The 26,800-nt window shown below is 51.1% G+C and carries 24 protein-coding genes; 13 read left to right on the forward strand and 11 right to left on the reverse strand.

What is annotated here, in order from left to right:
* Window positions 1-308 precede the first annotated feature (308 nt).
* On the reverse strand, window positions 309-1,211 hold the full coding sequence (locus GmarT_RS04375; RefSeq protein ID WP_149302444.1) for a DUF1559 domain-containing protein: 903 nt from the start codon (window positions 1,209-1,211) through the stop codon (window positions 309-311).
* Window positions 1,212-1,295: 84 nt separating this feature from the next.
* Here GmarT_RS04375 and GmarT_RS04380 point away from each other — a divergent pair, with 84 nt between their 5' ends.
* The 9 genes from GmarT_RS04380 (at window position 1,296) to GmarT_RS04420 (ending at window position 9,276) form a co-directional block, all read left to right on the forward strand.
* Window positions 1,296-1,562 (forward strand): hypothetical protein, encoded by a 267-nt coding sequence (locus GmarT_RS04380; protein WP_149302445.1) that lies wholly within the window; start codon window positions 1,296-1,298, stop codon window positions 1,560-1,562.
* 119 nt (window positions 1,563-1,681) lie between these two features.
* A complete protein-coding gene (locus tag GmarT_RS04385) occupies window positions 1,682-2,563 on the forward strand; it encodes a phytoene/squalene synthase family protein (protein ID WP_002646539.1) in 882 nt (293 codons plus the stop codon).
* A 223-nt stretch (window positions 2,564-2,786) separates the two neighbouring features.
* On the forward strand, window positions 2,787-3,224 hold the full coding sequence (locus GmarT_RS04390; RefSeq protein ID WP_149302447.1) for a hypothetical protein: 438 nt from the start codon (window positions 2,787-2,789) through the stop codon (window positions 3,222-3,224).
* Between the two features lie 512 nt (window positions 3,225-3,736).
* Window positions 3,737-4,705 (forward strand): DUF1559 domain-containing protein, encoded by a 969-nt coding sequence (locus GmarT_RS04395; protein ID WP_002646537.1) that lies wholly within the window; start codon window positions 3,737-3,739, stop codon window positions 4,703-4,705.
* A gap of 192 nt (window positions 4,706-4,897) precedes the next feature.
* The gene (locus GmarT_RS04400) at window positions 4,898-5,311 is read left to right on the forward strand and encodes a hypothetical protein (protein WP_002646536.1); all 414 of its coding nucleotides are present in this window, start codon (window positions 4,898-4,900) and stop codon (window positions 5,309-5,311) included.
* A 49-nt stretch (window positions 5,312-5,360) separates the two neighbouring features.
* Entirely contained in the window at window positions 5,361-7,532 is a 2,172-nt protein-coding gene (locus GmarT_RS04405; protein ID WP_002646535.1) for a G8 domain-containing protein, read from the forward strand.
* A gap of 425 nt (window positions 7,533-7,957) precedes the next feature.
* The gene (locus tag GmarT_RS04410; RefSeq protein ID WP_149302449.1) at window positions 7,958-8,233 is read left to right on the forward strand and encodes a hypothetical protein; all 276 of its coding nucleotides are present in this window, start codon (window positions 7,958-7,960) and stop codon (window positions 8,231-8,233) included.
* Between the two features lie 30 nt (window positions 8,234-8,263).
* Window positions 8,264-8,746 carry a DUF3592 domain-containing protein gene (locus GmarT_RS04415; RefSeq protein WP_002646532.1) on the forward strand — a complete coding sequence of 161 codons (483 nt, stop codon included), beginning with the start codon at window positions 8,264-8,266 and terminating at the stop codon, window positions 8,744-8,746.
* 245 nt (window positions 8,747-8,991) lie between these two features.
* Complete coding sequence (locus GmarT_RS04420) at window positions 8,992-9,276, forward strand: hypothetical protein (protein ID WP_002646531.1); 285 nt, start codon at window positions 8,992-8,994, stop codon at window positions 9,274-9,276.
* Between the two features lie 580 nt (window positions 9,277-9,856).
* Here the strand turns inward: GmarT_RS04420 and GmarT_RS04425 are convergent.
* The 7 genes from GmarT_RS04425 to GmarT_RS04455 form a co-directional block, all read right to left on the reverse strand.
* Window positions 9,857-10,405 carry a c-type heme family protein gene (locus GmarT_RS04425; protein WP_002646529.1) on the reverse strand — a complete coding sequence of 183 codons (549 nt, stop codon included), beginning with the start codon at window positions 10,403-10,405 and terminating at the stop codon, window positions 9,857-9,859.
* Between the two features lie 96 nt (window positions 10,406-10,501).
* A complete protein-coding gene (locus GmarT_RS04430) occupies window positions 10,502-11,500 on the reverse strand; it encodes a tellurite resistance/C4-dicarboxylate transporter family protein (RefSeq protein WP_002646527.1) in 999 nt (332 codons plus the stop codon).
* Between the two features lie 83 nt (window positions 11,501-11,583).
* Complete coding sequence (locus GmarT_RS04435) at window positions 11,584-12,132, reverse strand: c-type heme family protein (RefSeq protein WP_149302450.1); 549 nt, start codon at window positions 12,130-12,132, stop codon at window positions 11,584-11,586.
* Between the two features lie 67 nt (window positions 12,133-12,199).
* Entirely contained in the window at window positions 12,200-12,691 is a 492-nt protein-coding gene (locus GmarT_RS04440) for a DUF488 family protein, N3 subclade (RefSeq protein WP_157158944.1), read from the reverse strand.
* Window positions 12,692-12,899: 208 nt separating this feature from the next.
* Window positions 12,900-13,325, reverse strand: a complete 426-nt coding sequence (locus tag GmarT_RS04445; RefSeq protein WP_002646523.1) for a PAS domain-containing protein — start codon at window positions 13,323-13,325, stop codon at window positions 12,900-12,902.
* A complete protein-coding gene (locus tag GmarT_RS04450; protein WP_002646522.1) occupies window positions 13,306-13,863 on the reverse strand; it encodes a c-type heme family protein in 558 nt (185 codons plus the stop codon). Before GmarT_RS04450 ends, GmarT_RS04445 begins: the two co-directional genes overlap by 20 nt.
* 55 nt (window positions 13,864-13,918) lie before the next feature.
* Window positions 13,919-14,338, reverse strand: coding sequence for an RrF2 family transcriptional regulator (locus GmarT_RS04455; protein ID WP_002646521.1), 420 nt, complete (start codon window positions 14,336-14,338; stop codon window positions 13,919-13,921).
* A 471-nt stretch (window positions 14,339-14,809) separates the two neighbouring features.
* On the opposite strand from GmarT_RS04455, the gene GmarT_RS04460 reads away from it, so the two are divergent.
* On the forward strand, window positions 14,810-19,999 hold the full coding sequence (locus GmarT_RS04460) for a protein kinase domain-containing protein (protein WP_002646519.1): 5,190 nt from the start codon (window positions 14,810-14,812) through the stop codon (window positions 19,997-19,999).
* 29 nt (window positions 20,000-20,028) lie between these two features.
* Here the strand turns inward: GmarT_RS04460 and GmarT_RS04465 are convergent, their stop codons facing one another.
* A complete protein-coding gene (locus GmarT_RS04465; RefSeq protein ID WP_002646518.1) occupies window positions 20,029-21,519 on the reverse strand; it encodes a glycoside hydrolase family protein in 1,491 nt (496 codons plus the stop codon).
* 205 nt (window positions 21,520-21,724) lie between these two features.
* Here GmarT_RS04465 and GmarT_RS04470 point away from each other — a divergent pair, with 205 nt between their 5' ends.
* The 3 genes from GmarT_RS04470 to GmarT_RS04480 all read left to right on the forward strand — a co-directional run bounded on the left by GmarT_RS04470 (window position 21,725) and on the right by GmarT_RS04480 (window position 24,732).
* On the forward strand, window positions 21,725-22,030 hold the full coding sequence (locus GmarT_RS04470; RefSeq protein WP_044237848.1) for a hypothetical protein: 306 nt from the start codon (window positions 21,725-21,727) through the stop codon (window positions 22,028-22,030).
* A gap of 53 nt (window positions 22,031-22,083) precedes the next feature.
* A complete protein-coding gene (locus GmarT_RS04475) occupies window positions 22,084-23,535 on the forward strand; it encodes a sulfatase family protein (RefSeq protein ID WP_002646516.1) in 1,452 nt (483 codons plus the stop codon).
* A gap of 165 nt (window positions 23,536-23,700) precedes the next feature.
* A complete protein-coding gene (locus GmarT_RS04480) occupies window positions 23,701-24,732 on the forward strand; it encodes a glycosylasparaginase (protein ID WP_002646515.1) in 1,032 nt (343 codons plus the stop codon).
* 7 nt (window positions 24,733-24,739) lie between these two features.
* Here GmarT_RS04480 and GmarT_RS04485 read toward each other — a convergent pair whose 3' ends face one another.
* Window positions 24,740-25,303, reverse strand: a complete 564-nt coding sequence (locus GmarT_RS04485) for a hypothetical protein (RefSeq protein WP_002646514.1) — start codon at window positions 25,301-25,303, stop codon at window positions 24,740-24,742.
* An 11-nt stretch (window positions 25,304-25,314) separates the two neighbouring features.
* Complete coding sequence (locus tag GmarT_RS04490) at window positions 25,315-26,727, reverse strand: sulfatase family protein (RefSeq protein ID WP_002646513.1); 1,413 nt, start codon at window positions 26,725-26,727, stop codon at window positions 25,315-25,317.
* Between the last annotated feature and the right edge of the window lie 73 nt (window positions 26,728-26,800).

The following is a 26,800-nucleotide window of genomic DNA, read 5'->3' on the forward strand; positions in this document are numbered from 1 at the left end:
TGTGAGTGCTCAGAAATTCATTGCAGGGCCCGTATTTCGAAGGCATCGGTATAAACATCCAGCTCCAACCAGTAGAAATCGCTGAAACAGGGTAGATCTTGAACATCGTGGGCACCGGGGTCGGATTATTCAGCGGTGAGCAGTCGGCATCGGAAAAATTAAAAAAATCTCGGCATGTGGGCAGGAATGCCAGGGACAGTTAATCCCGATCTGTTTTTCTGCAATAAAAAAACGACCAGTCATAGAATGAAATGACTGGTCGTTGCTTACAGAGCCTGCTGTTCGCGTAGCAAACTTTTGATGTAAGATCATTCAAAGTTGGTCAGTTCACCACCTCTGATACTCGACAGAGACTGATAAACCGTCTTGTCGATGTTTTCTGAAATGAACCGCACACGTCCGTCGCCAAACAGGAACTGGGCACCCCCAGTATGATGGCTGCTGAAATCATCAAAATGGGAGGCGGGATCATTGGGAACATGATCAGTAGCGCCGAGCACGCGGGCAAAGGTTTCCGCGCCTTCAGGGACGGCACCTACCCAGGTAGAATACCAACCGGCGGTGGCATCGGTTTTGCGTTCTCCCACAAACAGGGTCTGGGACAAGCCGTCTGTGATATCACGAAAACGGGTATTACCGTTTTGATAAAATACTCCAGAACTCTGGCAATTCGTTCCCGGCGTAACAATTTCACAATCATCCAGCTCTTCACTGCCGAACACGCCGATATAGTTGGCCCGCGCCAGTACTGCCAGTATTGTGCCGGGACTTCCTGCTTCTTCCAGTTCAAACGTATTGGAACCGGGGTCGGAAGGGCAGAGAAATGCGGACAGCGTTACGTCAATAATACCCGGGGTCTGTGCACCATCGTTAATATCGAGACTAAAGTTGATCTTATTGTATAACGGGCTCTGATCCATGAAGGGAAGGATCATCGCTCCCCAGCCCCAGCCACTGCCGTATTCCACATTGGCACCCACACCAGGTTGCACACCAATCCAGCCGGAGGGGAGAATGCTGTGAGTCTCATTATAGTTGTGTAGCGCGAGTCCGATCTGTTTCAGATTGTTCTTGCAGGTACTGCGACGGGCCGCTTCCCGTGCCTGTTGAACAGCCGGTAAGAGTAAGGCAATCAGGATCGCAATGATGGCGATCACAACCAGAAGTTCAATCAGGGTAAATCCACGTCGTGCCGGTTTGATTTTCTGCATCACGCGACTCCAGGTCTCAGCGGGTAGGTATGTTTAATGAATACTGACAATGCAATCATTATTGCATAACGATTGCAGAAGTCAATGTCTAATGCAAGTAAATTGCAAAAGAGTATGGTGTGTGCCACAGGTCGTCTCTTACGTACTGTGGCTGCCGGGATAACTGTAATACGTCATCATGAATTGAACTGCTGGAAAGAACGGGAACAGCAGCGGATTCGTCTGTTTTATACAGGTTACAGGCAACGCCAGGGGAAAATAATTCAGAGAGAGCAGGCAGGTGAACGGGATTGCATGCGCGGGGCTGCTGACGAATTAGTCGTTAACATGGACTGTGAACTGACATTATGAAATATTTATGAATGGATGTCCCGACGGTGTGGGGAGTCGGATTTCAAATTGAAGTTTGTGTAGTTAAGATGGAAGTCCGTAATCGCCTGTTCCCTGTTTGTACTATTCCCAGAGATTCAATGAATACACGCCTGTCCGAGTCGTATGCTTATTGCCAGCAACTGGCAAAACAGACTGCGGGGAATTTCTACTATTCATTTCTGGCGTTGCGAAAAGAGCAGTTCCAGGCGATGTGTGTGTTGTACGCGTACATGCGCACGGTGGACGACCTGGGGGATCAGTCCGATTTGAGTCTGGCCGATCGTGGAGATGCATTAGAAATCTGGCGACGGGAATTGCATCAGGTCCTCGAAGACCAGACAGATCCAGACGCAACGCCATTTCATCCCTGTTTCCCGGCGTTGGGGGATGTGATTCAACGTTATCGGATCCCCCATGATTATTTTTTCGCAGTGATCACCGGCGTCGAATCCGATCTGCAGCCGGTCACGTTCGCGACCTTTGAGCAATTGAAAGAGTACTGTTACCACGTGGCGGGAGTGGTCGGATTATGCTGCATTCACATCTGGGGATTTCACGATGAGCGGGCCTTCGCAGCCGGGGTGGAATGTGGAATTGCATTTCAGCTGACGAATATTCTGCGCGATCTGGGGGAAGACATTCAGATGGGCCGCGTCTATTTACCCCAGGAAGATTTAGACCGCTTCGGATATGCTCGAGCTGACATCCAGTCACAGATTTATGATGAGCGGTTTCGCGAACTGATGCAGTTCGAAGTCGACCGTGCCCGCAGTTACTATCAGAGTTCAGAACGGCTGTTTGATTATCTCTCGCCGGAAGGGCAGCGCATCCTGAAAGCCATGCATCGCATCTACGGCGGCATCCTCACGGAGATGGAACGCATGGACTATAACGTCTACGCCACCCGTTGCGGCCTGCCCCGCTGGCGCAAACTGCTGATCGCCGGCGAAGCCATCGTTGCCGCCCGCTGGTTTTCGTAGAGAGCCGGTTCCGGGAAAGAGGGGCTCTCTTCACAGTTTTAAAATCCACGATTTGTTGAAGTAATGTCGAGAACATGACTGACGAAACAGCAGCCCCCAAAAAAGTAATCTCAAGCTTTATGTGACGATTCTGCTTGTGCTGCTCGGAGTAGTCAGCTGTGTGCAGTTGAGTCATTACTACGTTCGGCTGCCGGAAATACAGAGGCTGGGGGTGTCCGGTCACATGAAAAAACAGGCAGAACAGGCCGTTCAACTGGCTCACGATCAGTTCAATGTCGAGCTGGGTTACTCACCGGAATCAGTTCAGGAAGTTGAGAAGATACTTGCCAGGGAGCGTGAACATTATCTGCGGGATTCCCGCGACCGTCGTTCTCTCGCCCCCGTAGCCTGGTCTAATCTGTGGGGGGCTTACATTGGAGAGGTCATCAAGTCCGTCAAAAAGAGTGAATGGAAGTATGATCCGGAAACGGAAATCGTCACGCTCCAGTTTACGGACGAGATAGACAAGCCGGAATTCATGCCGATGAAGTGGTGTTATCGTCGCATCGCTGAAGGAAAGCCGGAAGATAATGTCTGGTATCAGTTCCTGCTGGTGACCCTCGACCCGCGGGCCCGTGAGTTTCGCGAGGCACTCGAACAACAGGCCCCGCCTGATGAATAAGCTGATTCAAACTTGTAGATCGTTGAATCAATATGACATATCAATGCGATATGTGGTCCCTCCATTCGAGATGCAGTTAACTGACCTTTCTGAGGAAAGCAAATTCTTACCGGGGATTCGGATGCTTCGTATGTATGTCTCGCTCTGGAAGTTGTGGGTTAACTCTAAAGCCTTTTGATAAATTCTCTTAGCATGGATGCAATCAGAATTCCGTTTCAAAGTAGAGATTTAGATCTGAATAGCGAGTGGTTCAGGTTTCAACGGACTCTTCTGAATCGGAAGGCATATTTTTAGAAATATTCGCTGGAAGTCTCTTGAATTAGAACGAGAACGCTATAAGCTCATCGCAGTGAGAATGAGATTCATTCTCAATAAGTTTAGTCACCCTCTTCCGTGATTCCCTGCCAGCGTTTCCAATGCAAGCCCCACCGGAATTACCTGCAAGACGACCCTGATCAAAGCTGATCCTGGTCTGTGTTGTCATTCTTTAGAGACCAACTCCGGAGGTACTCATGTCCTGTTCTAATTTAACGCGAACCCGTCGTGGGTTCACACTCATTGAACTTCTGGTCGTGATCGCGATTATTGCGATCTTGATCGCTTTATTGCTACCTGCCGTCCAACAGGCGCGCGAAGCAGCTCGGCGGGCGCAGTGCAAGAACAATCTCAAGCAGATTGGTTTAGCGTTACACAACTATGCGGGGACTCATACGATTTTTCCTCTGGAAACATTCTTTGGTCAACGCTCCGATGGTTCCTATCACTACAACAGCTGGATTCCGCAGATCCTCAGTTATTTCGATCAGTCTGCCCTGGGAAATCTGTACGATCATGATTTTTCGTTCTGGGATGTCGCGAACCAGAATGCGATTGAAACAAAACTCACTCTGTTTGAGTGTCCCTCCACACCAGGTGGAACCCAGATGACACCCGAATTGCGCATGCGTCTGTCAAGCGGCTGGACGATCGTTTCTGATCGAGGTGCCTTTACATCTGACTATGCCGGTCAGCGGGGAATTCACAGCAACTCTCATCAGGTGTATGTACCAGGTGCTCCAGCTGACAGCAATCTGGGAATCTTTGGTGGCGGCGGTACGGGAAGACGTTTTCGGGATATTATCGACGGCACATCGAACACGATTATTGTGCATGAATCTGCCGGTCGATCGCAATGGATTTATAAAGACCGTACGACTTCCTCTTTTGTTACCAATAATCCCGAGTTTGGTGGATGGTTTGATTACTGGGCAGGTCCCTGTGCCGGCTGGATGTACGGTTTTGAAGACGATGGAGTCACTCGCTACGGACCGAATTTTATCAATTCGACAAATAAATGGGCCAATCCTCTCTCCTTCCACACCGGGGGAGTGCAAGTCGCGCTCGCTGATGGCTCGGTTCGATTTCTCAGCGAAAATATGAGCAACCTTACCTTCATTGCTCTCTGTACTTATGCAGGTGGAGAAGTTGTCGGCGAGTTTTAATGCAGCGCTGGTCCACGATTTGAATGAAGTGCCAGCGGTGCTCCCGACGGCGCTGTTTGTTAAGACCTTAATTCGGTCATCTTCTCCCCTCGCGTTTTGCTGGAGTGTTTCGTGAAGTCATTCGTTTACAGAGTTTCCTGTTGCATCGCTTTTTTCAGCCTGATTCTATGTTACGGTTGTGAAAGCAGTGATGTGCGGCCTGACTTACAGAGGGTCGAAGGGAAATTAACCATCAACGGGGAACCTGCAGCGGGTGCCGTGATGGTGTTTTATCCTGCCCAGGGGAAGGAATTTGATTCCCGGGGAAGCCGTCCCCGGGCAAAGGTCGATGAAAAGGGAATGTTTCAGCTCACGACTTATCAGAACGGCGATGGTGCGCCGGCTGGGGAATATCAGGTGGGAATTCTCTGGTTCGATGATCCGGATTCCAGTAAGCCCTGGAACAAACTGGGAAAACGTTTTGCAGACCCTGAGAAATCAGAGATCAGTGTGACCGTCGAAGAAGGAAATAACCAGCTGACACCGATCGAACTCGAAAACGTGACGATTTCAAAGCGGCCGGCGCGACGGCGTCAATCGAAGGATATCGATCAGGTCGATGAGTAATTCAGGCTGTTGAATTCCGCAACTATCATTTTTATTAAAGAAGTAATTTATGCGAGACTTACAATCACATTCACTCTTTCATTTCATTGTTGGACTTGCCTGTCTGGTTACAGGAAGTTCCGTTCTTTCGGCTCATGAAACGCATAACCATGCGGAAATGAAAGTGATTCAGTCTACCAGGAACGGGCTCTGGTCCTCACCTGAAACCTGGAAGGGGGGCAAAGTCCCTGGAGCCGGCGCCCAGGTTTTAATTCAACGAGATCACCAGATTGTGTATGACCTGGATTCCAAAGAAGTGATTCGCGGAATTCAGATTTCCGGAAAACTGAAGTTCGCTTCCGATCGTAATACCCGTCTCGAAGTGGGCTTAATCCGAATTGAAGAACTCGATCACTATTGCGAAGAGGGTTTCGATTGCCAGATGGTTGTCGAATCGGATGAGAAGAACCCGGAGAAGCAGCTTACCGCCGCCAAGCATGTACCGACTCTGGAAGTCGGGCGCCCTGAATCGCCGTTGCCTGCAAAATATACGGCGCTCATTCGTCTGCATTACATTGAGGGCATGAGTAAAGAAAACTGCCCGGCAATCGTCTGTTGCGGAGGGCGTATGGATTTTCATGGTGCTCCACTGGAACGCACCTGGGTTAAACTCCCCTATCAAACCGCAAAGGTGGGAGAAGCGCGGGCCGTGATGCCTTATCCTCTGCCCGGCTGGAAGGTGGGGGACCGCATCATTCTTTCGGGAACCACACGGCAGTTTGGATACATTGGTACCCGGCATCGAAAAGACGGGGACGATAACAGCGTTGCTGATAATCCGACGACCGAAGAAAGAGTAATCACGAAGATGCGTCACTGGGGAGGCTTTGATTCCAAACTGCAAATCGTGAGTTTCGATAAGCCGCTTGAATTTGATCATCTGGGAAGTGGTAAATACCGGGCTGAAGTCGCCAATCTTTCCCGTAATGTGATTGTCGAGTCTGCCGATCCTGATGGGGTCCGTGGGCATACGATGTATCATGCAGACTCACAGGGAAGTATCAGCTACGCAGAGTTTCGGCATCTCGGGAAGCGGGATACCCTCGGTAAATATCCGATTCATTATCATCTGGTTGGCGACACAATGCGCGGCAGTAGCCTGACAGGGCTGTCAGTCTGGGACAGTCATAATCGCTGGATCACCGTGCATGGCACGCAATACCTCGTTGTCAAAGACTGCGTTGGTTATAAAAGCGTCGGTCACGGATATTTTCTGGAAGATGGAACCGAGGTCTATAATATCTTTGATCGCAATCTCGCAGTCCAGGCGCTGGGAGGCAAGCCGCTCCCCAAGCAGGTTCTGCCCTATGATGCGAATCTGGGTTCCGGGTTCTGGTGGGCCAACAGTCTGAATACCTTCACCAGAAATGTCGCAGCAGAATGTGATGAAGACGGCTTCCGATTTGAGGTTGTCGAACGGGATGATTTCAGTCCGGTGCTGCCCATCCTGCAAAAGGATGGATCAACTGAAAAAGTGGATATCCGCACGCTGCCTTTCGTCCGTTTTGATGGAAACGAAGCACACTGCCACCGACTGTTCGCAATCAACCTGGGAGGCTTTGCCGGCGGAAGATTTAACAAGGAAGACAGCGATGTAGAAGGGATCGGTCCTGACTATCAGCATCCATTCCTGTTACGGAATACAAAAGTCTGGGACTCGCATTGGGCTTTTCATTGTGGGGCTCCCTGTGTTCGCCTGGAAGATTTCGACCTGCACGATTGTGCTTATGGATTATGGCGTTGTGTCATGCACCGTCATGAGTATCGTCGCCTGACGTTTTCCGAAGTCAACACGACGGTCTTCTTCCCCCGTGCCGCCGGTGATGCGGACTACTCGTATTCACTCCAAGACTATTTCGATCTTGAACCCAAAGATGATTTGCCTCCCGTCACAGTCATCACCAGGGTGGATACAACGCCTTCCGGGCAAATTCTGGTTCGCGGCGTTACTTCGGATAATTACGATGTGAAACAGGTGCTCGTCAATGGTCAACCTGTGAGTTCAACACGTGACAACTTCCAGGATTGGGAAGTCGTGCTGCCCGGTTCTGATTCCGGCTACCTGCAACTGATCACCTCGGCTGAAGATGCAAACGGAAACAAAGAACTGATGCCACATCGGGTGAACTATTATCACGACACGGTTTCTGCAAGAAATCTGGTCAGTGAGAAGCTGGACTGACGATGTTTTGAGGAGGCCAGGGTGGAGAGGGTTGGCTCCATAGCTCCTCTGATTCACCGGCTGGTTTCTCCAAGTGAGAAAAATGTTGTCAGGTCCAATCCATATTGGACCTGACACTTCTGGTTTTCCCCGATGCGCTTCCTTAGTAAGAGGGGTGCTTGCTGAAAATCTTGCCAGGTATTGCGTTTACGGCAGCCTTTTCACGGAATGGGGATGTCGGGTTATTCATGTCCACGCCCCGTTTCGAATTTCCCCATTCGTGCAAATTCGTGATAGCGCAAATTCCTGATTGGCAGATAAATCCCTGTTCGCCGTTCCCTGATTTTTGTAATGAACTGGGGCAGTGGATACAATCTATTTCATCCCGTTGTGTTGAAACTTGATTGATCAAAATCGACTCTCGCCTGTAGTAAGGAATTCGATTGATGAAGATGAATAAGAAAAGATCTTTTCTTACATCCATGCTGGTGTTTCCAGCCAGCTATCTGGTAGTGCTGTTGATTTTTGATCTGAAGCATTATGATCCAAATAAAAAGGCCTACACGGTTCCGATATATCCCTGGCCAACGTACTTGAAATTTGTATTATCTATTGTCAGCTTTATTATTACTGCGGTCTTATTAGCCCGAATCTTTTCTGAGCCGAAAAAAGTGAACCAGTCTGGTTCAGACTCCCTCATACAGGAAAACGAAGTGGAATGATCCTGCTGCTCGTGGGGAGTGATTAATCAGATGTATGACAATCCGCTGTATAACAACCTGAAAACCCTCAGCCTGCTCATTCTGGCCTTGAGTCTCGTGATGATCTCCTATGGCTGTTATTTGATCAGACGCGCTCAACAGAGTGAATCATGGCCGACTACAGCCGGAAAAATAACGCGATCAGAGATGATCATCAGCGATGTTGACAATGACATAGCCAAGTTCAACATCGCTTATGATTTTGTTGTCAATGAAATTCGCTATACATCCGACGTGTATCGCTTTGGTGCGAACGGTCAAGCTTCTTCTGTTTCAAAAATCAGGGAGAAACACAAACAATATCCGGCAGGCGGGAATGTCGTCGTAGCCTATAACCCAGACAACCCTGCTGATGCCGTGCTTGAGCCGGGAGCGGCAAGCTACGGGCATTTGTTTCTCGTTCTGGGGATAGGACTTGGCATTCTGGGCCCTTTGATATTACGAATCAAGTATTGGTTTTGGAGGAAACGCTAACAGGACACAGGCGTTACCGATGAATTCAATCTGTCCTTGCGGGGGGGCAGAAAAGGTGTCAGCAAACAGGGAACCCCAGAGATCCGGTTTTGATGCTCGTTGATTATCGGGGAGGGGACTCCGCCATGATCGTTATCGGGGGCTTTCAATTTTATTTACCGTATCGGTTCAGTATTTGCTTTTAACCGGAGAGAGACAAATGATGTTTTCTATCAACGGTTGCCTCCGAAAGAGGAGTAGTGAGCATGCTGAAGAAATCAAATCATGTGATGACAACCCCCTCCCCGGTGAAAGTGTACCGGAAAGATCGGTTTTCCCGCTCTGCTTTGCCGTCCGAAAAATCCGTCGAAAGGCTTCCCCCTGCAGACCTTAGGCCCTGCGTTGATTCGAAAGATGCAAGTGACGCAGAATCGGCGATGGTGACGAGACTGATTCTGATGTTACTATTAATGGGGATCACGCCCATACTGTTGTTACTGCTCGCTTTGCTGTTCAACCCGGATTTACTGCACATTGAAATCACCCCTTAACACGATTGTTAATCCGCGGTTGGAAATGTAACGTCAACCTGGTGCCCGTTGGGTGTCAATCACGGGTGATACTCTTGGGACGTGACCTGTTTTGTCATAAACAGGCATTTTCCAGTTTGTTTTCAACTGTTTTTGGGGAGACGAAGTTCAATTCTGTTGTTCCTGGTTCGAAATCTTTGAAGAGAGTCAATCCTTACATGAGCCGTGGATTAGAGTTACGGTAAGCGTAAAGTGGCGCGGACACGTGTCATCCGCCGTTGACAGTCTCAGTGGATAAACCGGTACTGGAATACTTCGATTCCTCATCACTTCAATCCAGTTTTATCTGTAATTGATTGATGTTCGGTTTCGATTGATTATCACGTTTACCTACCGTCTCTAGATCTATTCACTCGATCCAGGTGGAACTGGACACAGTCTAACAATTCAGGGTTTCATATTTTGTCATAAACAGCGAGGTTTTCATGACGTTCCCTGCTACCGTTTCATGGGGACTTTCTTTATTCAGGCCTCTTGAAGGTGTCGGGACGGTGATCGATTGGCAGTGCTTCTGAATGGGATCTGGCATCGATCGATCTCCTCATTTCTTTTTTTCATTGACCGGGATGGAGATGATTAAGCCGGCAAATCGATCTTTGGTATTCTTTTTCCCGAACCCGACATGACAGGTCAGGCAGCCATGGTTCATCAATGAGATCGAACCGGCCCGCTGATACACGCCGTTTTCCACACGTTCGTATGCCACTTTACCGGAAGCGATTTCTTCAGCAGCCTGTTTTTCGAAATCCGTTTTTGGCTCATGATCGACACTCATCGCCCTGGCGTTGACGGCAATCCAGCGGGCCTTGATATTTTCCCGACGCTCGACTTCAGTAAACATGCTTTCCATCACGCGGGCAGGAACAGCTGCGCGTTCGTTGATAAAATAGCTCTGGTGCATGGCATCCAGTGTTGCTGAGTACAATTGATGGGTCAGCGTTGCGCGTTCACGTGCCTGGGCCACAGACAGCTTCTGTGCAGGCTGTTTCTTATCCTGGTTTCCGTCTTCTGCTGACTCAGCGAAAGACAGGGCAACGAATGAAAATATACTCAGCAGCATAGCGGCGCCACTGTGGATCATTGATTTCATTTTTCTTTTCCTTGATTATTGTTTACATGATGAATGTGATATTCCCGGTTTGATCGAGATGACGTTCTCTAACTGGTTTGTGTATGAAAAAGGGGGTTATTTTATGGCTGATCCGGCAGGTAAGCTGGCACAGGTCATCTTGATTATGGTTATCAGCCAGGCTCCCAATGCGAGATAAGCAACCAGGTTTGCTCCCTGCATCAGAGGAGAAAAATTCAGTTCCACCGCCAGGCGATGCGTACTGACGGAATACATTCCCAGGGGAAATACGATACTCCAGAATTGCGAGTCGTATGAAAAGCTGACTCTCTGAAGTATATGGCGCCAGACCCCCAGGATGACGAGCAGGGGAATCCACCAGGTTGCTGTGACCCAGCAGAGTAGTGTCAGCCCTTTTACAAACGGTAGAATCTGAGACAGGATCATTGAATCTCGAGCAATCGAAATCAGACTGGCACCCGCGAGTGTGGAAATCGCCATTGCTCCCATGCTGATCCAGTAGGGGGGAGCCAGCGATTCGGAATTCATCGTAAAGAAAATGGTCCGATACAGGATCAGTGAAATCACCCACAGGTATAACAGTCCGCCGACAAGCCACAGGCTCAGGGAAAGAAACACCAGTGATTCATGAAATACAGGGAATTCGCGCGACAGGGAAGTTCCTGACACTGAGACTGCCTGGGTTGCCACCACCAGCAGTAACCAGCCGCCATGAACGTCTTTTGAAATATCCAATCCAGCCCGCCTGACAATGAACTGCGCCAGGAGGGAATAACTCAATAAGAGCCAGGTAATCAGTCCAACGCACCATAGTGCCAGTGCCAGTGTCGGCAAATGAACAATCTGAAGAAACTGGCTGCCCAGGATACAACAGGCTGCCACTATTGTGAACGAATCAAATCCGGTCGCGGGGGCGAGTAAATCGGAGATGACCTGATGTGGATATTTCTTCATCTGGATCCCATTAAAGATCACCAGGTAACCTGACAGCATAAGATTACAGACCAGTAACCCCTGTGAAATCAGCGTCAGTTGTAACTGGCTGCAGGCAAGAGAAACGATTCCCGTAGCCATGACAATTGCAAACGATTTCATTCTGCCTTCCGACCCAGTCTGATTTTCTGAACCTGATGGATATTGTTTTCAAGTGAGATGGCATCCAGTTTAACGACGCAGCTTCAGTTCCCTTTTTTCAGCGGCATGGAGATTACTAACCCGGCCACCCGGTCTTGATTACTTGTCCGTCGGGGCAGATGGCATTTCAGACACTGTGATGCCAGGCGAATGGAACCGGCAAACTGAAACTTCCTGTCAGCAACCTGTTCATATACTGGTTTTCCGGTAGACAAGACCTTCACTGCCTCTTTCTCAAAGTCCGTTACCGGTTCATTGTCAATACTCATGGCCTTGGCATTGACTGCCAGCCAGCGGACCTTGATTCCGTACTCGCGATCCAGTTCTTTAAAGACATCTTCCAGCGAGTGAGAGGGGATGGCGATACTTTCATCCTCGAGAAAAAAATCACGATGCATGACCTGCAGTGAACCATGAATCGTCTCGTGTAAAATCTTCGCGCGAATGCGAGCTTCATCGACCGTGGCAAGCAGCGATTTCGGGGCGTGTTGCTCAGTTTTTTTCTCTGGCTGTTCAGCCTGCAGGGGATTCAATATCCGTTCCTGCTGCGCTTGACAGATCCAGAGCAGGCCAGGCAGAAAACACAAAAACATAACCGGTTTTTTCATAGTGGGAACCATTGTCTTGATTTCAGAGCGGCTGATTAAGAAAGAAGTCCATTTAAAAATCGCCTGGGAGCAGGTTTATAATTGATCGCCAGCTTTTCTCGTCCGGCATCATCCAGGTTTTGTGATTGTTAAACCATAAGCCTCCCAATGCCTCGATTTCGCTTTTGACAGGAGTGGTATACCCGCCGATCATCAGTCCTGCTTCCCAGCGATGCTGGCATTCCAGTTGAACCAGGTGTTTTTCGATAATCATCGCGATATTGCAGGCAGGTGTTCCCCGTCGGTAGACGAGCGTTAACAGGCTTTGATGAGCCAGGCATCTCAATTTTTCACATAATTCTTGCATGTTGGAGAGTTTCGATCTGTAACGACGGCTGAATTCATTCCATCTGTCTGCTCGAAATGAAAACCATTCGACTGACTCTGCTTCCGGACACAGTTCCGGCAGCCATAAATGACTCTGCTTCAAACTTCCCTGAGGCACGTTGCTTTCGATCCATACGAAGATTTGATTTTCGTTCAATATCAGATGATCTTCCTGCATGGAACACACCTGAAATGCCGGGCGCATTATTGAACCGTCAATGGGGGGGCTCTCTGAAACAGGTCCTGGAATTTCTTCTGACATGGAAACATTTTCGTATTCGTATTTCCGTTAAAATCTCAAAAAAGAATCATAATATTCGGGAGTCTTTTCCGGCTTGTTTTTCTGATGACCGAGCTTTGCTCTGTGTCTGATTTCTACAATATTCTTACTCCGCGACAGCTTTTTTCTCGGGTTCTTCCCGGATAACGGCACCGATTCGTTCAATCCTGTTGTCCTCACCTCGCACAATTCCGACGGTCAACGCACCGGGGAACTGGCTTTGATTCTTTCGCAGCATGGGCACTCTGATCACAGAGGACCCCAACCGACTCTGGTTCTGCTGCATGGCTGCGTAAAACCCTTCCCAGTGTGCTGTGCGTGATTCGGGTGGAATTATCAGGTCGAGTGATGCGCCAAGCGCTTCCTCGGACGAGAAGCCAAACAGACGTTCTGCGCCCGGGTTCCACAATACCAGTATCCCGTCCCGATCGACGCAGATGATGGCGTCTCCGACCGCATTGACGAGAGAATGCAATGCAAGCAGTTCCTGGTAGCTGTTTCCAGTGAGAGCCTCACTTGACTGGTAGCTCATAGCTGATTGCTCCAATTGGCTGTCCGGCTTTGACATCTTTGTAGTGCGGATGACACATGACACATTTTTTCATCACAACAGGAACAGGAGTCATCGCCTGCAGATAAGCCTGTCCCTCTTTAATGACCACTTTGTCATAGTATGATTTACCGGACTTCAGCTTTTGGATCCCCTCTTTTTCGAAGGGAGATTTTGCGACATTTTCAGGTTCGTAGGGTTCGCCCGTGGCATCGATAATTCGCACCTGATGGAAGCCGGTCTTACCCACCCTCTTAAACAGTTCGACGGCAGCACTCCCTGCGGGGAAATCCTCTTCGCTGTTTACGTATTTGTCCGTGATCAGCACGATTGTCTGTTTATAAATATCATCAAGCATTTGAACCGTTTCACGCGTGCGCTTGATGGCGGCCTGGGAGGGTTGCTGATCCGAATCAGCAGGGGACGAATTCTCTGACTGCTGGTTATCAGCTGCCGAAACGAAAGTGAAAATCAACAGAAATGTCACTGCGAGGCTGGTCACAAATCCTGTTTTGAACATGGATATTCCTTTCTGAATTAAAACAGAGGGAAGGATGTGCTTTCGTATCTGCGATCTAAGTGATACTTTTCAGCTGCCGATGTGAAGGCGCCACATCAGCCAGGGTTACACTGTTGAGATATTCCAGCTGAACTCGCTCAGCTTCTGCCAGAACTCCTTTCAGCTTACAGAACGGCTGGATGATGCAGACGTTTTCAGTGCCGACACATTCCAGGAGATGCAAATTTCCCTCGAAGCGCTCGATCACATCCCCCAGACGAATCTTCTCCAGGGGGACAGCCAGTTCAATGCCGCCTCCCATGCCACGCACGCTGCGAATGTATCCCAGTCGTGACAACTGATTCACGACCTTGGCAACATGATGTGAAGAAATCTGAAACAGTTCCGCTACATTGGCAACCGTGGCCCGATCATCCTGTGATGCCAGGTACATCAGGGTCCGCAATGCATAATCGGTTTGCATGGTGAGCTGCATGGTCGAGTCCCGTATTTATAAACATGCATAACAAATACATCTTATGCCAAATATAGAGTCATTTGTCTCATTTGTCAACTAGAGAGAAACCAAAGGGAAATTTCAGTAAATGAGGATGAGAGATTTTCAATACGAGACTGTCATTTCAGAAACGTCAGCCGGAAGTCATCGGGAGATCAAAGTCAGTCAGTCACCGCTAACGGTGTTTACTTCGGCAGCTGGTTTTAGATGTTTGAACTGTCACCGCTCCTCTATGAACTGTTTTGGACTTGTGATCAGTTGTGGACATGGTCAGAATGTGATTTATAAAAGACCGTACGTAATTAGAATACTGATTTTTATGATGGTGATGTTGAGATTTCGCCGTCAGTCTGGCGAACATACAGGGGCTGTAAACGCAGTGAATCCCCAGATTACATTCAATCAGCGCATCATTGAGTATCAACGAGAACAGGAAATCAGGCTGCGGGTATGAGTGACAAAGATTTGGATACTGACGGGCAGAGTTTGAATATCGATCAGTTGATCGCTGATTTCAAAACTCGCACCGACGCTGGTGAACCGTTCCCCTTTGAGAAATTCATCGCGGCCCATCCCGAACATACCGATGAACTCACGCGGTATTTCAAGCAGTGGAAAGAGTTAGAAACTCCCCCGCATCCTGACAAAGCGGGAGCTGATAAGGCATCAACGGGAACCAGCGAGCCCGGCAAACTTTCCGAAGAAGATGCGACTGCTCACACTGTTGTCCAGGTGTCAGGTGATTCAGAATCGTCGCTCACCCAGGCTTATGATCAGTCAGGAACGGAATCAGCGACCAGTGTCGAGATCTCCGATTCCTTCGGTCGTTACGCGATTCAAAAGGTGCTCGGGCAGGGCGCGATGGGCGCAGTCTATCTTGCCAAAGATACGCAGCTGGATCGTGATGTCGCTCTGAAAATCCCCAAGTTCGGTGATGGGAACGGCGTTGATGATGAAGAACTGCTCGCACGCTTCTATCGCGAGGCCCGGGCAGCAGCAACACTGCGCAGTCCCAATATCTGTCCCGTCTACGATGTCGGTGAAATCGACGGTCAGCACTATATCACCATGGCGTTCATTGATGGCCGACCGCTGAAGGATTACACGAAGTCGAAGAAGACTCATTCCGAAAAACAGATTATCAGCACGATTCGCAAGCTCGCTTTAGGTTTGGCTGAAGCACACGAGATTGGTGTGATTCACCGCGATTTGAAACCCGCCAATATCATGGTCGATCTGAAAGGTGAGCCGGTCGTCATGGACTTCGGTCTCGCCCGTCGCAGTTCCAGTGATGATGTGCAGGTGACACAAAGCGGAGCGATCATCGGTACGCCAGCCTACATGGCACCCGAACAGGTGGCGGGCGACCAGTCCGCCATTGATCATCAGGCCGATATCTACGCCCTGGGCATCATCATGTATGAACTGATTACGGGTGAGATGCCGTTCAAGGGAAACCTGATGGCGCTGCTGCAGCAAATTGCGCTCAACAATCCGACGAAGCCTTCTGAATTGCGTCCCGACATTGATCCGCGACTGGAGGCCATCTGTCTGAAAATGATGGCCGGTGACCAGGCGCAGCGTTACCAGTCAATGACGGACGTCGCGACTGATTTACAGGAAGTTCTCCGCAACCCGGACGAAAGACACAGGCAGGCACAAGCCAAACAGAAAGGCCCGAAGCCGAAATCACTTCCTACTGCGAAAGAAGAATCGAACCCGGCTTTGATTTCGATAGACCGCTCCAAATCCTCGGCGGACAGGATGCGTACGAAGCAGAGGAAGAAGTCATCGTCGGCGGGTAAGTCGACTGCCGCTTCTAAATCAAACTCGGCCAGCCCGCCTAAGAAACTGCTGATCGCTGGCGGAATTGGGGGACTGTTGCTGTTGCTGCTGCTTGTGGTTGTTTCTTTTATCCTTCCCGGCAAACAGGCTGAGCAGACTGCCGCCTCCGATTCCGTGATCAACCCCAGTGAGAACGGTGAAAAAACGGCAACTCCTTTTTTCGCGAAATCCAACAGCGACGGTAGCAAGACTCCAGGGACTTCTGGAACGAAAGGTAAATATGCTCTCCAGTTCGATGGTTCAAGTGTGGTGATAATACCGAATACCAACTGGAGTGAACGCGATGAATTGACCTATGAGGTTTTTGTCCAGGATTCTGATGTCAACAATCATGAGAGCGGGATGAAATATGTCCTCAATCATCATTACACATGTGCTTTCCTTCGCTGGGTCGATGGGTGGGGGTTTATGGCTAATCTGGAAGGTGAGAAAATGGTGCGTGTTTCCTCATCGAAACAACTGCCAGCACCAGGAGACTGGGTCCATTTAGCGGGAGTCATTAAGAACCGTACAGTTCAGCTGTTTGTGAACGGGGAGCCGATGGAAGCGAAACAACTCCCCGAAAAAGTCAATTCGAAAAGTGGGAAAACAGTTCAACTGGGACCTAATTTTTCTGGAAAAATTCGCGGCGTCAAAATTTCGAAGACTGCTCGCTTTGACAAACGCTTTGATCCCCCTCAGCAGTTTTCTAACGATGCCGACACCCTTGCTCTCTATCAGTTTAATGAAGGCTTCGGCGACGTTCTGAAGGACTCCTCCGGCAACGGATATGACGGGAAGATCGAAGGAGCAAAGTGGGTGCCATTGGATCAGACCGTTGCAATCGAGAATCCCGAGAGAAATGATGCACTTGACTTCAATGGAAGAACGAGTCGAGTCGAAGTTCCTGATTTTCAACTTTCCGGCTCCCCACCGCTGACACTTGAAGGATGGCTGACTCCTTCTGAAAAATCGACATCCAATGCAATATTGTTCTATGGCGGCAAGCTAGATTCTTTAACCATTCAAGTGGGGGGGATTCGCCGCTGGGAATTTGGGGGAAGACAGGCAAGCACTGATCGGCGGGTCGAAGTTTCTGGTCCGAAGATCAACAAGTGGGAGACACGAACGCACGTCGCAGGGCAATGGGATGGTAAATCACTGGAACTCTTCATCGACGGGAAACCAGTCAAACGGAATGACAACATCGGGAACTTCACTCCGCAGGGGATACTTGAAATCGGTGGACATGATGGCGCTCGTTTTAAAGGCAAAATCGATGAAATTCGTATCTCAAACACACTGCGTTACAAAACAGAATTTACACCACCAGACGTGTTTACCAATGATCAACACACCCTTGCCTTATACCACTTTAATGAAGGCTCCGGCGACATCCTGAAAGATTCATCCGGCAACGGACACGACGGGAAAATCGTCGATGCGAAGTGGGTACGAGTCAAGAACAACTCTGCGGAAAAGCCGCTTGCCGAAATGCTGACTTCCGACGAGTATGAATGGACCGAACCGGTCAACCTGGGGCCTAACGTCAACAGCGGGGAAAACGACGTCTATCCAACCCTCTCAGAGGATGGACTCTCGCTGATATTTTCCTCAAAACGCGGCAAACACGCCAATCTGTATGAGTGCCGCCGTGCGAGCATCAATGATGATTGGGGACCAGCTCAGGAATTGATCGGAATCAATCTCAGTCAACACGATCAGATTACCCCCTGGCTCAGTGCTGATGGTCTGACGCTGTTGTTCGGCAACAAGTCCCCTGGAGGGGAAAACATCAACCTCTTCCAGACGCGGCGTGCCACGCGCGATACCCCCTGGGATACGCCGATCGACCTCGGCTCCTCCATCAATTCAGACAAAGAAGATGGAGGCGGAGCGCTGTCGCCCGACGGACTGACAATGTACCTGGCTTCCAAGCGACCGGGCTCTCGTTTCCGCGATTTATACCGGGCCCAGCGACCTGCCCTGGATGCTCCCTGGCAGGAGCCGAAGCTTCTGGGACGAGAGATTAATCTGGCATGGGAAGAGAAGTGTCCGCAGCTGTTGCCTGATGGAATATCGTTGATGTACTTAGGCGGTAACAAAAATGACTACCAGCTTATGCTCGCTCAGCCAGTTGCGGGCGGTAACTATGAAGTGCAAACGCTCGAGTCTCCGGTAAATAATATCTCATTCTGCCTGAGTGCCGATGGCCAGACCATGATTTTTGACAGCAGACGTCCTGATGGTCTGGGAGGGTTGGATCTGTGGATGACCCGCCGTGTGCCGCGACGGAAGCAGGAGAAGCAAACCATACCTCCCCCAGCCGTCGTCCCAGTTGACTTGGCTGCGGCGAAGCAGCACCAGCGGACATGGGCGGACGATCTCGATCTGCCGGTTGAGAAGGAAGTCGAACTGCCCGGCGGCGAGAAGATGGCCTTCGTGCTCATTCCCCCCGGCGAATTCATGATGGGAGCGGGCGAAGAAGAAAAAACCAGATTCCTCAAAGAAGCAATTACATCGGAAGACAAATTCTCTATCAAGCGAATTCCGCTAGAAGGACCGCTGCATCGAGTCCGGATTACGCGACCATTCTATCTGGGAGCTTACGAGGTAACGCAGTCTCAGTGGGAAGCAGTGGTCGGCACCAATCCGTCGAAGAATGCAGGCAATCCGACGCATCCTGTTGAAATGGTGAGCTGGGACGAAACTCAGTTATTTTTCGCCAGGTTGAACAAGCAGACAACCGATCCGTCCCTGAAATTTGTTTTGCCCACGGAAGCCCAATGGGAATATGCGTGCCGCGCGGGAACAACCACCCCGTGGTATTGTGGTGATGATGATGAGAATCTGTCGCAGTTTGCGTGGCATTCCAAAAACAGCCGCTCAATAACACAGCCGACAGGGCAGCTGAAACCAAATGCGTTCGGACTGTACGATATGCACGGAAACGTGTTCGAGTGGTGTCGTGACAAGTTTCAGAGAGTGAGGGACGATTACTCCATAAACTCAACTGTCGATGATCCAGTCGGTGTCGCTTCGGGAACTGGTCGCGTGAATCGTGGCGGAGCTTATATCCTCTCTACATCTCGCCAGCGATCAGCGCATCGCAATTTCGAACTGCAGGATCGCAGTTTTCCTATCATCGGATTCCGGGCGGCGATGACGATCAACATGGCGAAGTCGGTGAAAGTGGATCATAGTTCGACTCAGACAATCGACCTGTTGGCTGATCTCGTGCCCACGATTTTGAATTCCAGGAATATGACATGGCAGATGCAAGACGGAATACTTATCGGTAACAGCACTGCATCCAGGAAGAGAAAAGACTGGGCCGGTGCGAAGTTTCCCCAGGAAATCAGCGGTGATTTTGACTGCGAACTTGAGTTAAAGCAATCGGGCTTCGCTCCGTTGCAATTGGATTTACCGCTGGGCGATAAGCAGGCGATCCGCCTGCATCTAGGCGGACTCGGCAGTGCACTCATGGTAATTGATGGAAAAGAAGATCGACACGCTGCTCCAGAGCACAGCAACAAGGACGCCAGGTTGAAAAGAAATGTCTGGCAGCGCTTGACGGCGAAAGTCCGCCACCAGGGAGAAAACGTCAGCATCGATGTTGCCCTGGACGGAGACCGCGTTGGTCTGTTCTCTGGACTTCGTTCACGGATTACGTTTCCCAAGTGGGTCAAACCCGATCCAGTCCATGTCAAGTTCGCGGGAACCGGCCATAACGAACTTCAACTGGAATTTCGCCGTGCTGTTGTCCACATCGATCCTCCTGCGGCAATAGAGATCGAGCAAACGAAGCCCAAGTAGACGCTGTCATTCGCTGCCGGGGAGGCTCTTCACTCAAACGTCAGCGTTGCCTTGTCAATCATCGGCTTCGACTTATTGGCGGTCGTGTCTTTCAGTTTCAGTTCAAAACCGAAGCCATATCCGGCGGGCAGATCTTTCAGGTTGAGTTTTGCGGGAGTGCGTTTGACGTGCTTCGAGAGATCGGGCGTGTCTTCGTAAGTCTCTTGGACTTCGTTCCAGTCGGACCACTGGTTGAGTTTGCCGTCGTTGTTGCTATCGACGCCCACGCGGACTTTGACCTGTTCCACCCAGGGACCGGGGCTGACATAGTCGGTCTGCTGCTGCGTGAACAGGTAGAAACGACCTTCGGCGAAGCCGATGTCGGGGTCCGGGTGTCCCTCGCCGATCTTGTCGCACCAGGAGTAAGGTCCGTCGATGTTCGGACTCGTGAACCAGCCGACACTCATGTGGCCGCCACCGGCAGGATCGTAGTCGCCGAACAGGTAGTATTGAGAGCCGACACAGATCGGGGCCCAGTCGCCGTAGGCTTCCTGTTCGGGTTCATGGACGTTGTACTTGCCGATGTTGGTTTTCCAGTCCGGATGCTGCAACCAGTGCGGGTGTTTGTATTCAGCGATCTTGCCGGTATCTTGCGTGCGGTTGTCGACCGGGGGTGCGAGGAACTTCCAGTCTTTAACGCCATCCTCGCTGACAGCATGCGCGGCGAGGGGGGAATCCCAGGAGCGTTTGCTGGCATTGATGGGGCTCCAGTCTTCGAGGATCACATGAAAGCGCCCTTCTTTGTCACGAATAAACCCGGCGTCGGAACCGTGTGAAGGATCTTTGACTGCCAGCCCCATGTTTTTGCCGGGTTTGCCGTCGGTGAGATCTTCGTCGATGTAGACGTGCGGGTCCTGGTCATTGGGGTAGTCGTAATAGATGTAGACTTTGCCGTCTTTATACTCGGCACTCGTCACCCAGCGGGAAAAGTCTTCGGTGACCGGGCCGTGATGCACCCAATTGACCATATCGCGACTCTGCCAGCCATGATATCCGCCGAGCCCCTTTTCCAGTCCGCCGGGCGCATCGAACTGATGTTTCCAGGGAGTCGTTTGAAGTTTCACATCAAAACCGTCGAGCGTCGCAGGCTCTGCTTTGAAGCCTTTCTTTTTCTTAACGCCGCCATAACGTCCGAAGACCCAGTAATTATTCGGACCGATCGCCAGAAAGACGGGGGCGTCCTGCAGATTGACCGGACCGAGATTGGCAACCGGTTCCCAGTTCTGCCAGATCGGTGACTGTTCGATGATGATCGATTTCGCCTTCTGTTTGTGGTCAAAGCGTTTGACCTTGCTGGTGAAGCTGGCTGTCTTGTCAGTGGGGATCGCAGTGCCTTCTTTGAAATCGATGTTGTCTTTTCCGGCTGCGGCAGCCTGCCATTCTTTCTGGGAATCAGTGACCCAGTCATCGGCTGCGAAAGATGATGTGGTGGCGAAAGTAACAGACAAAATCAAGAGGAAGCATGCTCTCATCATATTCATCAGTATGGTTTCCCGGCGGCGTTGAGGGCTTTGAATGACGGATTGAGGTCACTCTTCAGGTTAGCCTGACCACGGGTAGATTGCAACTTGTGCTGCGCTCACACGCCCGTTTGTTGTTGTGATGACACAATGCACGGGTTAGAATCACGAGAGAGTTGTGCAGGAGAAACAGGTTCAGGTCTACTTTTCAAAAAGCAGAAATGCGATGGATGATACCTCACCAGATGCTGCGAAAGACGAGAGTACGACGGCTACTGATGAAATCTGGTTGACCAGGATCAGGTGGTTTCTGGCAGGTGCAATGCTGGGGGCTTCCATTCCCGTCATGCTGGGTGTCTATCTGATTCAGCAGTTTTCCGCTTACACGGCAACCTTACCTCCCGGTACCGCCGTATGTGGTATGCCAATGCTGATCCCCATAGCCCTGTTCGTGTTTGTGGCTCCGATCATGGGACTCATTGGTGGTGGTACAGGCCTGCTGCTCGTTGTGATCGAACAACGGACGAGCTAGAATTTAAGACACCATTCTATTCGTGAACGAGACTCATCAAAGAGGTTTCTGCCATGTTGCGTGCCCTGCTGTCTGTGATCGTATTTCTTCTGTTGCTGCAGTCGACTGTTTCTGCCGAGCTTAAAAAGCCGAACATTCTGTTCATTCTGGTCGATGATCTGGGCAAGGAATGGATGGACTGCTACGGTCAGGAGTGGATACAACTTCCCGCGATCGATGAACTGGCGGCGACCGGGATGAAATTCGAGAATGCGTGGTGCATGCCACAATGCACGCCGACGCGGGTGACACTGCTCACCGGGCAGTATCCGTTTCGGCATGGCTGGACCAATCACTGGGATGTCCCCCGCTGGGGCGCGGGCGCTCATTTCGATCCGCAGCAGAACACGACGTTTGCGAATGTGCTGCGCGATGCGGGTTACAAAACGTGTGCCGCGGGCAAGTGGCAGATCGATGATTTCCGCGTGGAACCCAATGCGATGCAGGAAGCGGGCTTTGATGACTGGTGCATGTGGACCGGTTATGAAGCACAGAACCCGCCGAGTGCGAATCGCTACTGGGACCCTTATATCAACATCAAAGGGAAAGGGAGCCAGAGCTACCCCGGTCAGTTCGGCCCCGATATTTTCTGCGACTACCTGATCGACTTCATCGGCAAACATAAAACCGAACCGATGCTGCTGTATTATCCGATGGTTTTGACACACACGCCTTTGACTACGACACCGTTAAACAAGGACGAAACAGACAAGACAAGTCTGTTTCCGGTGATGGTACGCTATACCGACAAACTGGTGGGCCGACTGGTGACAGCGCTGGACGAAGCGGGCATCCGCGAGAACACGATCATCGTCTTCACCACAGACAACGGTACCGGCGGCCAAAGCAACATTAAATTTCGCGGCCGCTTCGTGCGGGGTGGTAAGACGAAAATGACGGAACACAACGGGACCGCGATGCCGTTCATTGTCAACTGTCCGGGGACCGTTCCCGGCGGGGTGGAGACCGACGCGCTGATCGACTTCACCGATATTCTCCCCACGTTTGCCGAACTGGGAGGCGGTAAGCTGCCTGCCAGTCGCGTCGTAGATGGAAAGTCGTTCGCACCACTGATGCTTGGTGAGACCAAAGAGGGGCCACGCGAGTGGATTCTCTCAATGGGAGGCGGCCCGGCAGCTTTGCGCGACGGACGCGTGCAGCCTGCGCTGGACTACGACGATCGCGTGATCCGCGACAAACACTATAAACTCTGGATCGATGCCAACCGGAAACCGAGCAAACTGTTCAGGATCACCGGAGACCAGTGGGAAGAGCAGAACCTGATTCATTCAAACAGCCCGAAAGACCAGGCAGCGCTGGAACGGCTGACCGCGATTGCGGCACAGTTTCCCACGAAAGACGGGGCGCCCCTTTACGAGAAGAATCCGCCTCAAAAGTGGGATCAGAAACCGGGGATACCCGGGCAGGGGAAAAAGCAGAAGAGAAAAGCGAAAACGAAGCAGTAATCGTCGTTGCTTTGATGCCACCATGAAAAGCACGAAATGACACGAAAGAAAAGTGAATGAGGCGGGGTCTTTCAGTGGTGCCTGCTTTTTTGATGTCAGTAGAAACAGGGCGTTTCATTCAGGAAGTATTTGCTCTGCAAATAAGAAGGACCGTATAATCGAGCTATGACAAATCGCAGAACTTTCATTAAATCGGCAGCGGGGCTGGGTGCTTCGCTTTCATTGTTCGCTAATTTCAAGGCGCGTGCACAGGAGAGACCCGCTCCCCGCCGCCCTTTGATCCTCTGCAGCCGCGGAGAAGAGTGGGCCGAAAAGGTACTTCAGCCCGGCTGGGATGTGCTGGAAGCGGGAGGTGACATTCTTGATGCGGTCGAGAAATCGGCCCAGGTGACCGAACTGGATCCGGAAGACCAGTCCGTCGGATATGGAGGCCTGCCGAACGAAAACGGGGTCGTGCAGCTTGATGCCTCGTTCATGGATGGCCGAACCCACAATTGCGGTTCGGTCGGGGCGCTGGAGAATATTAAGACGCCGTCCTCTGTGGCACGACTCGTTATGGAGCGGACCGATCATATTCACCTGGTCGGAGAAGGCGCCCGTCAGTTTGCCCGGGCACACGGTTTCAAGGAAGAGAATCTGCTCACCGATAAATCGCGCAAGATGTGGCTCCGCTGGAAGGAGAATCTGAGCGACAAGGACGACTGGCTGCCTCCCAAAGACGGGAACTACGATCTCGACAAACGGCCGACGGGGACGATCAATATTCTGGCACTGGACAGCAAGGGGGATCTGGCCGGCTGTACGACGACCTCGGGACTGTTTGGCAAGCTGCCGGGCCGGATCGGCGATTCCCCCATCATCGGTGCGGGCCTGTATGTGGATAACGAAGTCGGAGCTGCAGGCGCGACGGGGCGGGGGGAAGAAATCTTAAGGACCTGTGGCAGCTTTTTCGTCGTCGAACAGATGCGGGCCGGCAAAAGTCCCCGCGAAGCCTGTCAGGCACTCTGCGAGCGGATTGTGAAAATCAACGGCGGCCCGGACAAAGTTGACTTCAATGACAAGATTGTCGCCATCAATAAAAATGGTGAAGCCGGCTGCTTCGCGATTCGTGGTCCGAAGAATAAGCCTCCTGAAGCAGCCATCATCACCGCAGCGGGGATCGAAATCATCAAGGGTTCTTACCTGATTGAGACCTGATGATTTTTTAACTGGAAATATCACCCTGGTCAGAGACGGCCTGCTTTCCGGTTTCAAAGATTGCCAGTTCTGTTTTGACGCGATGAATCAGATGCAGGATCATGATGAGCGTAATCAGCATGGCGATTGCCAGGACGATGGCCAGAGGGCTCGCGTCTGGTGAACCTTCCATGGCGAGGGTAAGCAGGAATGTAACAACCATGATTGCGACGTACGCAATTCGACGGTTTTCCGCCCGTCTGGCCAGATCCGGTCGTTCTTTTGTGAGTGTATATTCACGAATTCCGCCGAGCAACTGCCAGATCATGGCACAGTCTGTTACTTGTCTCACAAAATTAAAGAGTATGGCATTACTACCGTGAATGGCAAAATGAATCAGCCAGAGTACGGCCAGAACCAGACACAGCGTTTGCGTCGTCAGGAATTTCGGCGACCACGACGCGAGACCATAACAGCCAGCAGCCATCAGGAGATAGCCGATCCCGTCCGGCAGAAGATCAAAGCCATTGAACGAAATATCGAGTATGACAATGAGCAGTCCCCAGAAGATTTGTCTCAAACGAGTCGCCATAGGGTGTGTCCTCAATTCGTATAAGGTACCGTTCCTGTTTTTGGATCGACCTTGTGACTGAACTTGGCAATATACTTACTACCGGGCAGAAACTGGTCATTCTGGGCAGCCAGTTTTTTGTTGAGGAGTGCCTCGAGTTCGGCCTGAACTTGGGCGACACCTGGATCGTTGCAGAGGTTTCGTTGCTGAAAAGGATCCGCATGGTTGTCGTACAGCAGCCAGGGACCTTTGAGATCGCGGACGTAAGTGTATCGGGTCGTTCGCAGGCCCCGGTATTCTTTACCGCCTCGACTCCGCTGCCATTCACCGAAGGGGGCAGGGCAGGTGATGACTGTCGCACCGTCGGAGGGATTTTCACCGCCACGCAGATAACCACTGAAATCCAGCCCTTCGACGCTGGCAGGGATTTTGAGCTCGCAAAGACCCAGCAGTGTCGGCATCAGGTCTTCGGAATTAATGGGAGTATCGAGGGTGCGACCTTTCGCGTGCTCGGCTCCATTGAGCCGAAACAGCATCGGCACCCGCAGCGATTCATCCCACGGTTTCTGTTTGCGGATCTGTCCGTGGGAATGCAGCATGTCGCCATGATCGGAGGTGAAGACGATGATCGTGTTGTCATCGACACCGGTTTCTTTCAGTGTCGCCAGCAGATCGCCAACGCAGTCATCCAGCGCACTGCAGTGGGCATAGTATCCTGCCAGTTCTTTTTTCGCGGCGGCCTGCTGGTCTTTTGGTACATTGGGACGCAGTTTAATTTTCTCGGGCTCATACATGCTCTGATATTCCGGCGGTGCCGTGTGATACGGATTGTGAGGCGATCCGTATGACATCACCAGCAGAAACGGCTGACCCGCTTTCGACTGATTGCGAATAAACTGCCGGGCCACCCGCGTCTGGGCGAACGCGTCGTAGCCTTCCCACGTCCGTCGCTCGGGCGAGTCGGCATAGTAGAAGGAATTGTTGTAGTTATGCGTGCATTCCAGCGCCCGCCAGAATTCAAAGCCCTGTCGACGCTCCGGCGGCGTGAAAGCAGTCCGCCCCCGCCCGTCCAGGTGCCACTTTCCGATGAATCCGGTTTCGTAACCGGCCTTGTCCATCACCTCAGCAATCGTGACGGATTTGGCTGGCAGTTGCACGTCGTTCAGAAATACTCCATGCGTCAGGGGGCGCTGTCCGGTCATGAATGTCGCTCGAAAGGGACAGCAGACGGGGCAGCCGGAAACGGCGTTCTTAAAGTTGACGCTGCCACGCGCCAGTTCATCAATATTCGGCGTTTTGACCTGCTCATTTCCCGCATAGCCGATCGACTGAGCCCGCCATTGATCGGTAAGAATGAATAAAATATTCGGCTGCTGTTCTGCCTGAACCCAGGCGGGAGTGATCACGAAGCAGAGTAACAGGAATACAGAAAAACGAGTGAGCATGATGAGCGTCCTTTATCAAACAGTGGTCTCTGCGGTGCAGATGCGACTGTTCTCTTTAGTGATGAATGTGGAT

It is taken from the genome of Gimesia maris, from assembly GCF_008298035.1.
GTDB classification, from domain to species: Bacteria; Planctomycetota; Planctomycetia; order Planctomycetales; family Planctomycetaceae; genus Gimesia; species Gimesia maris.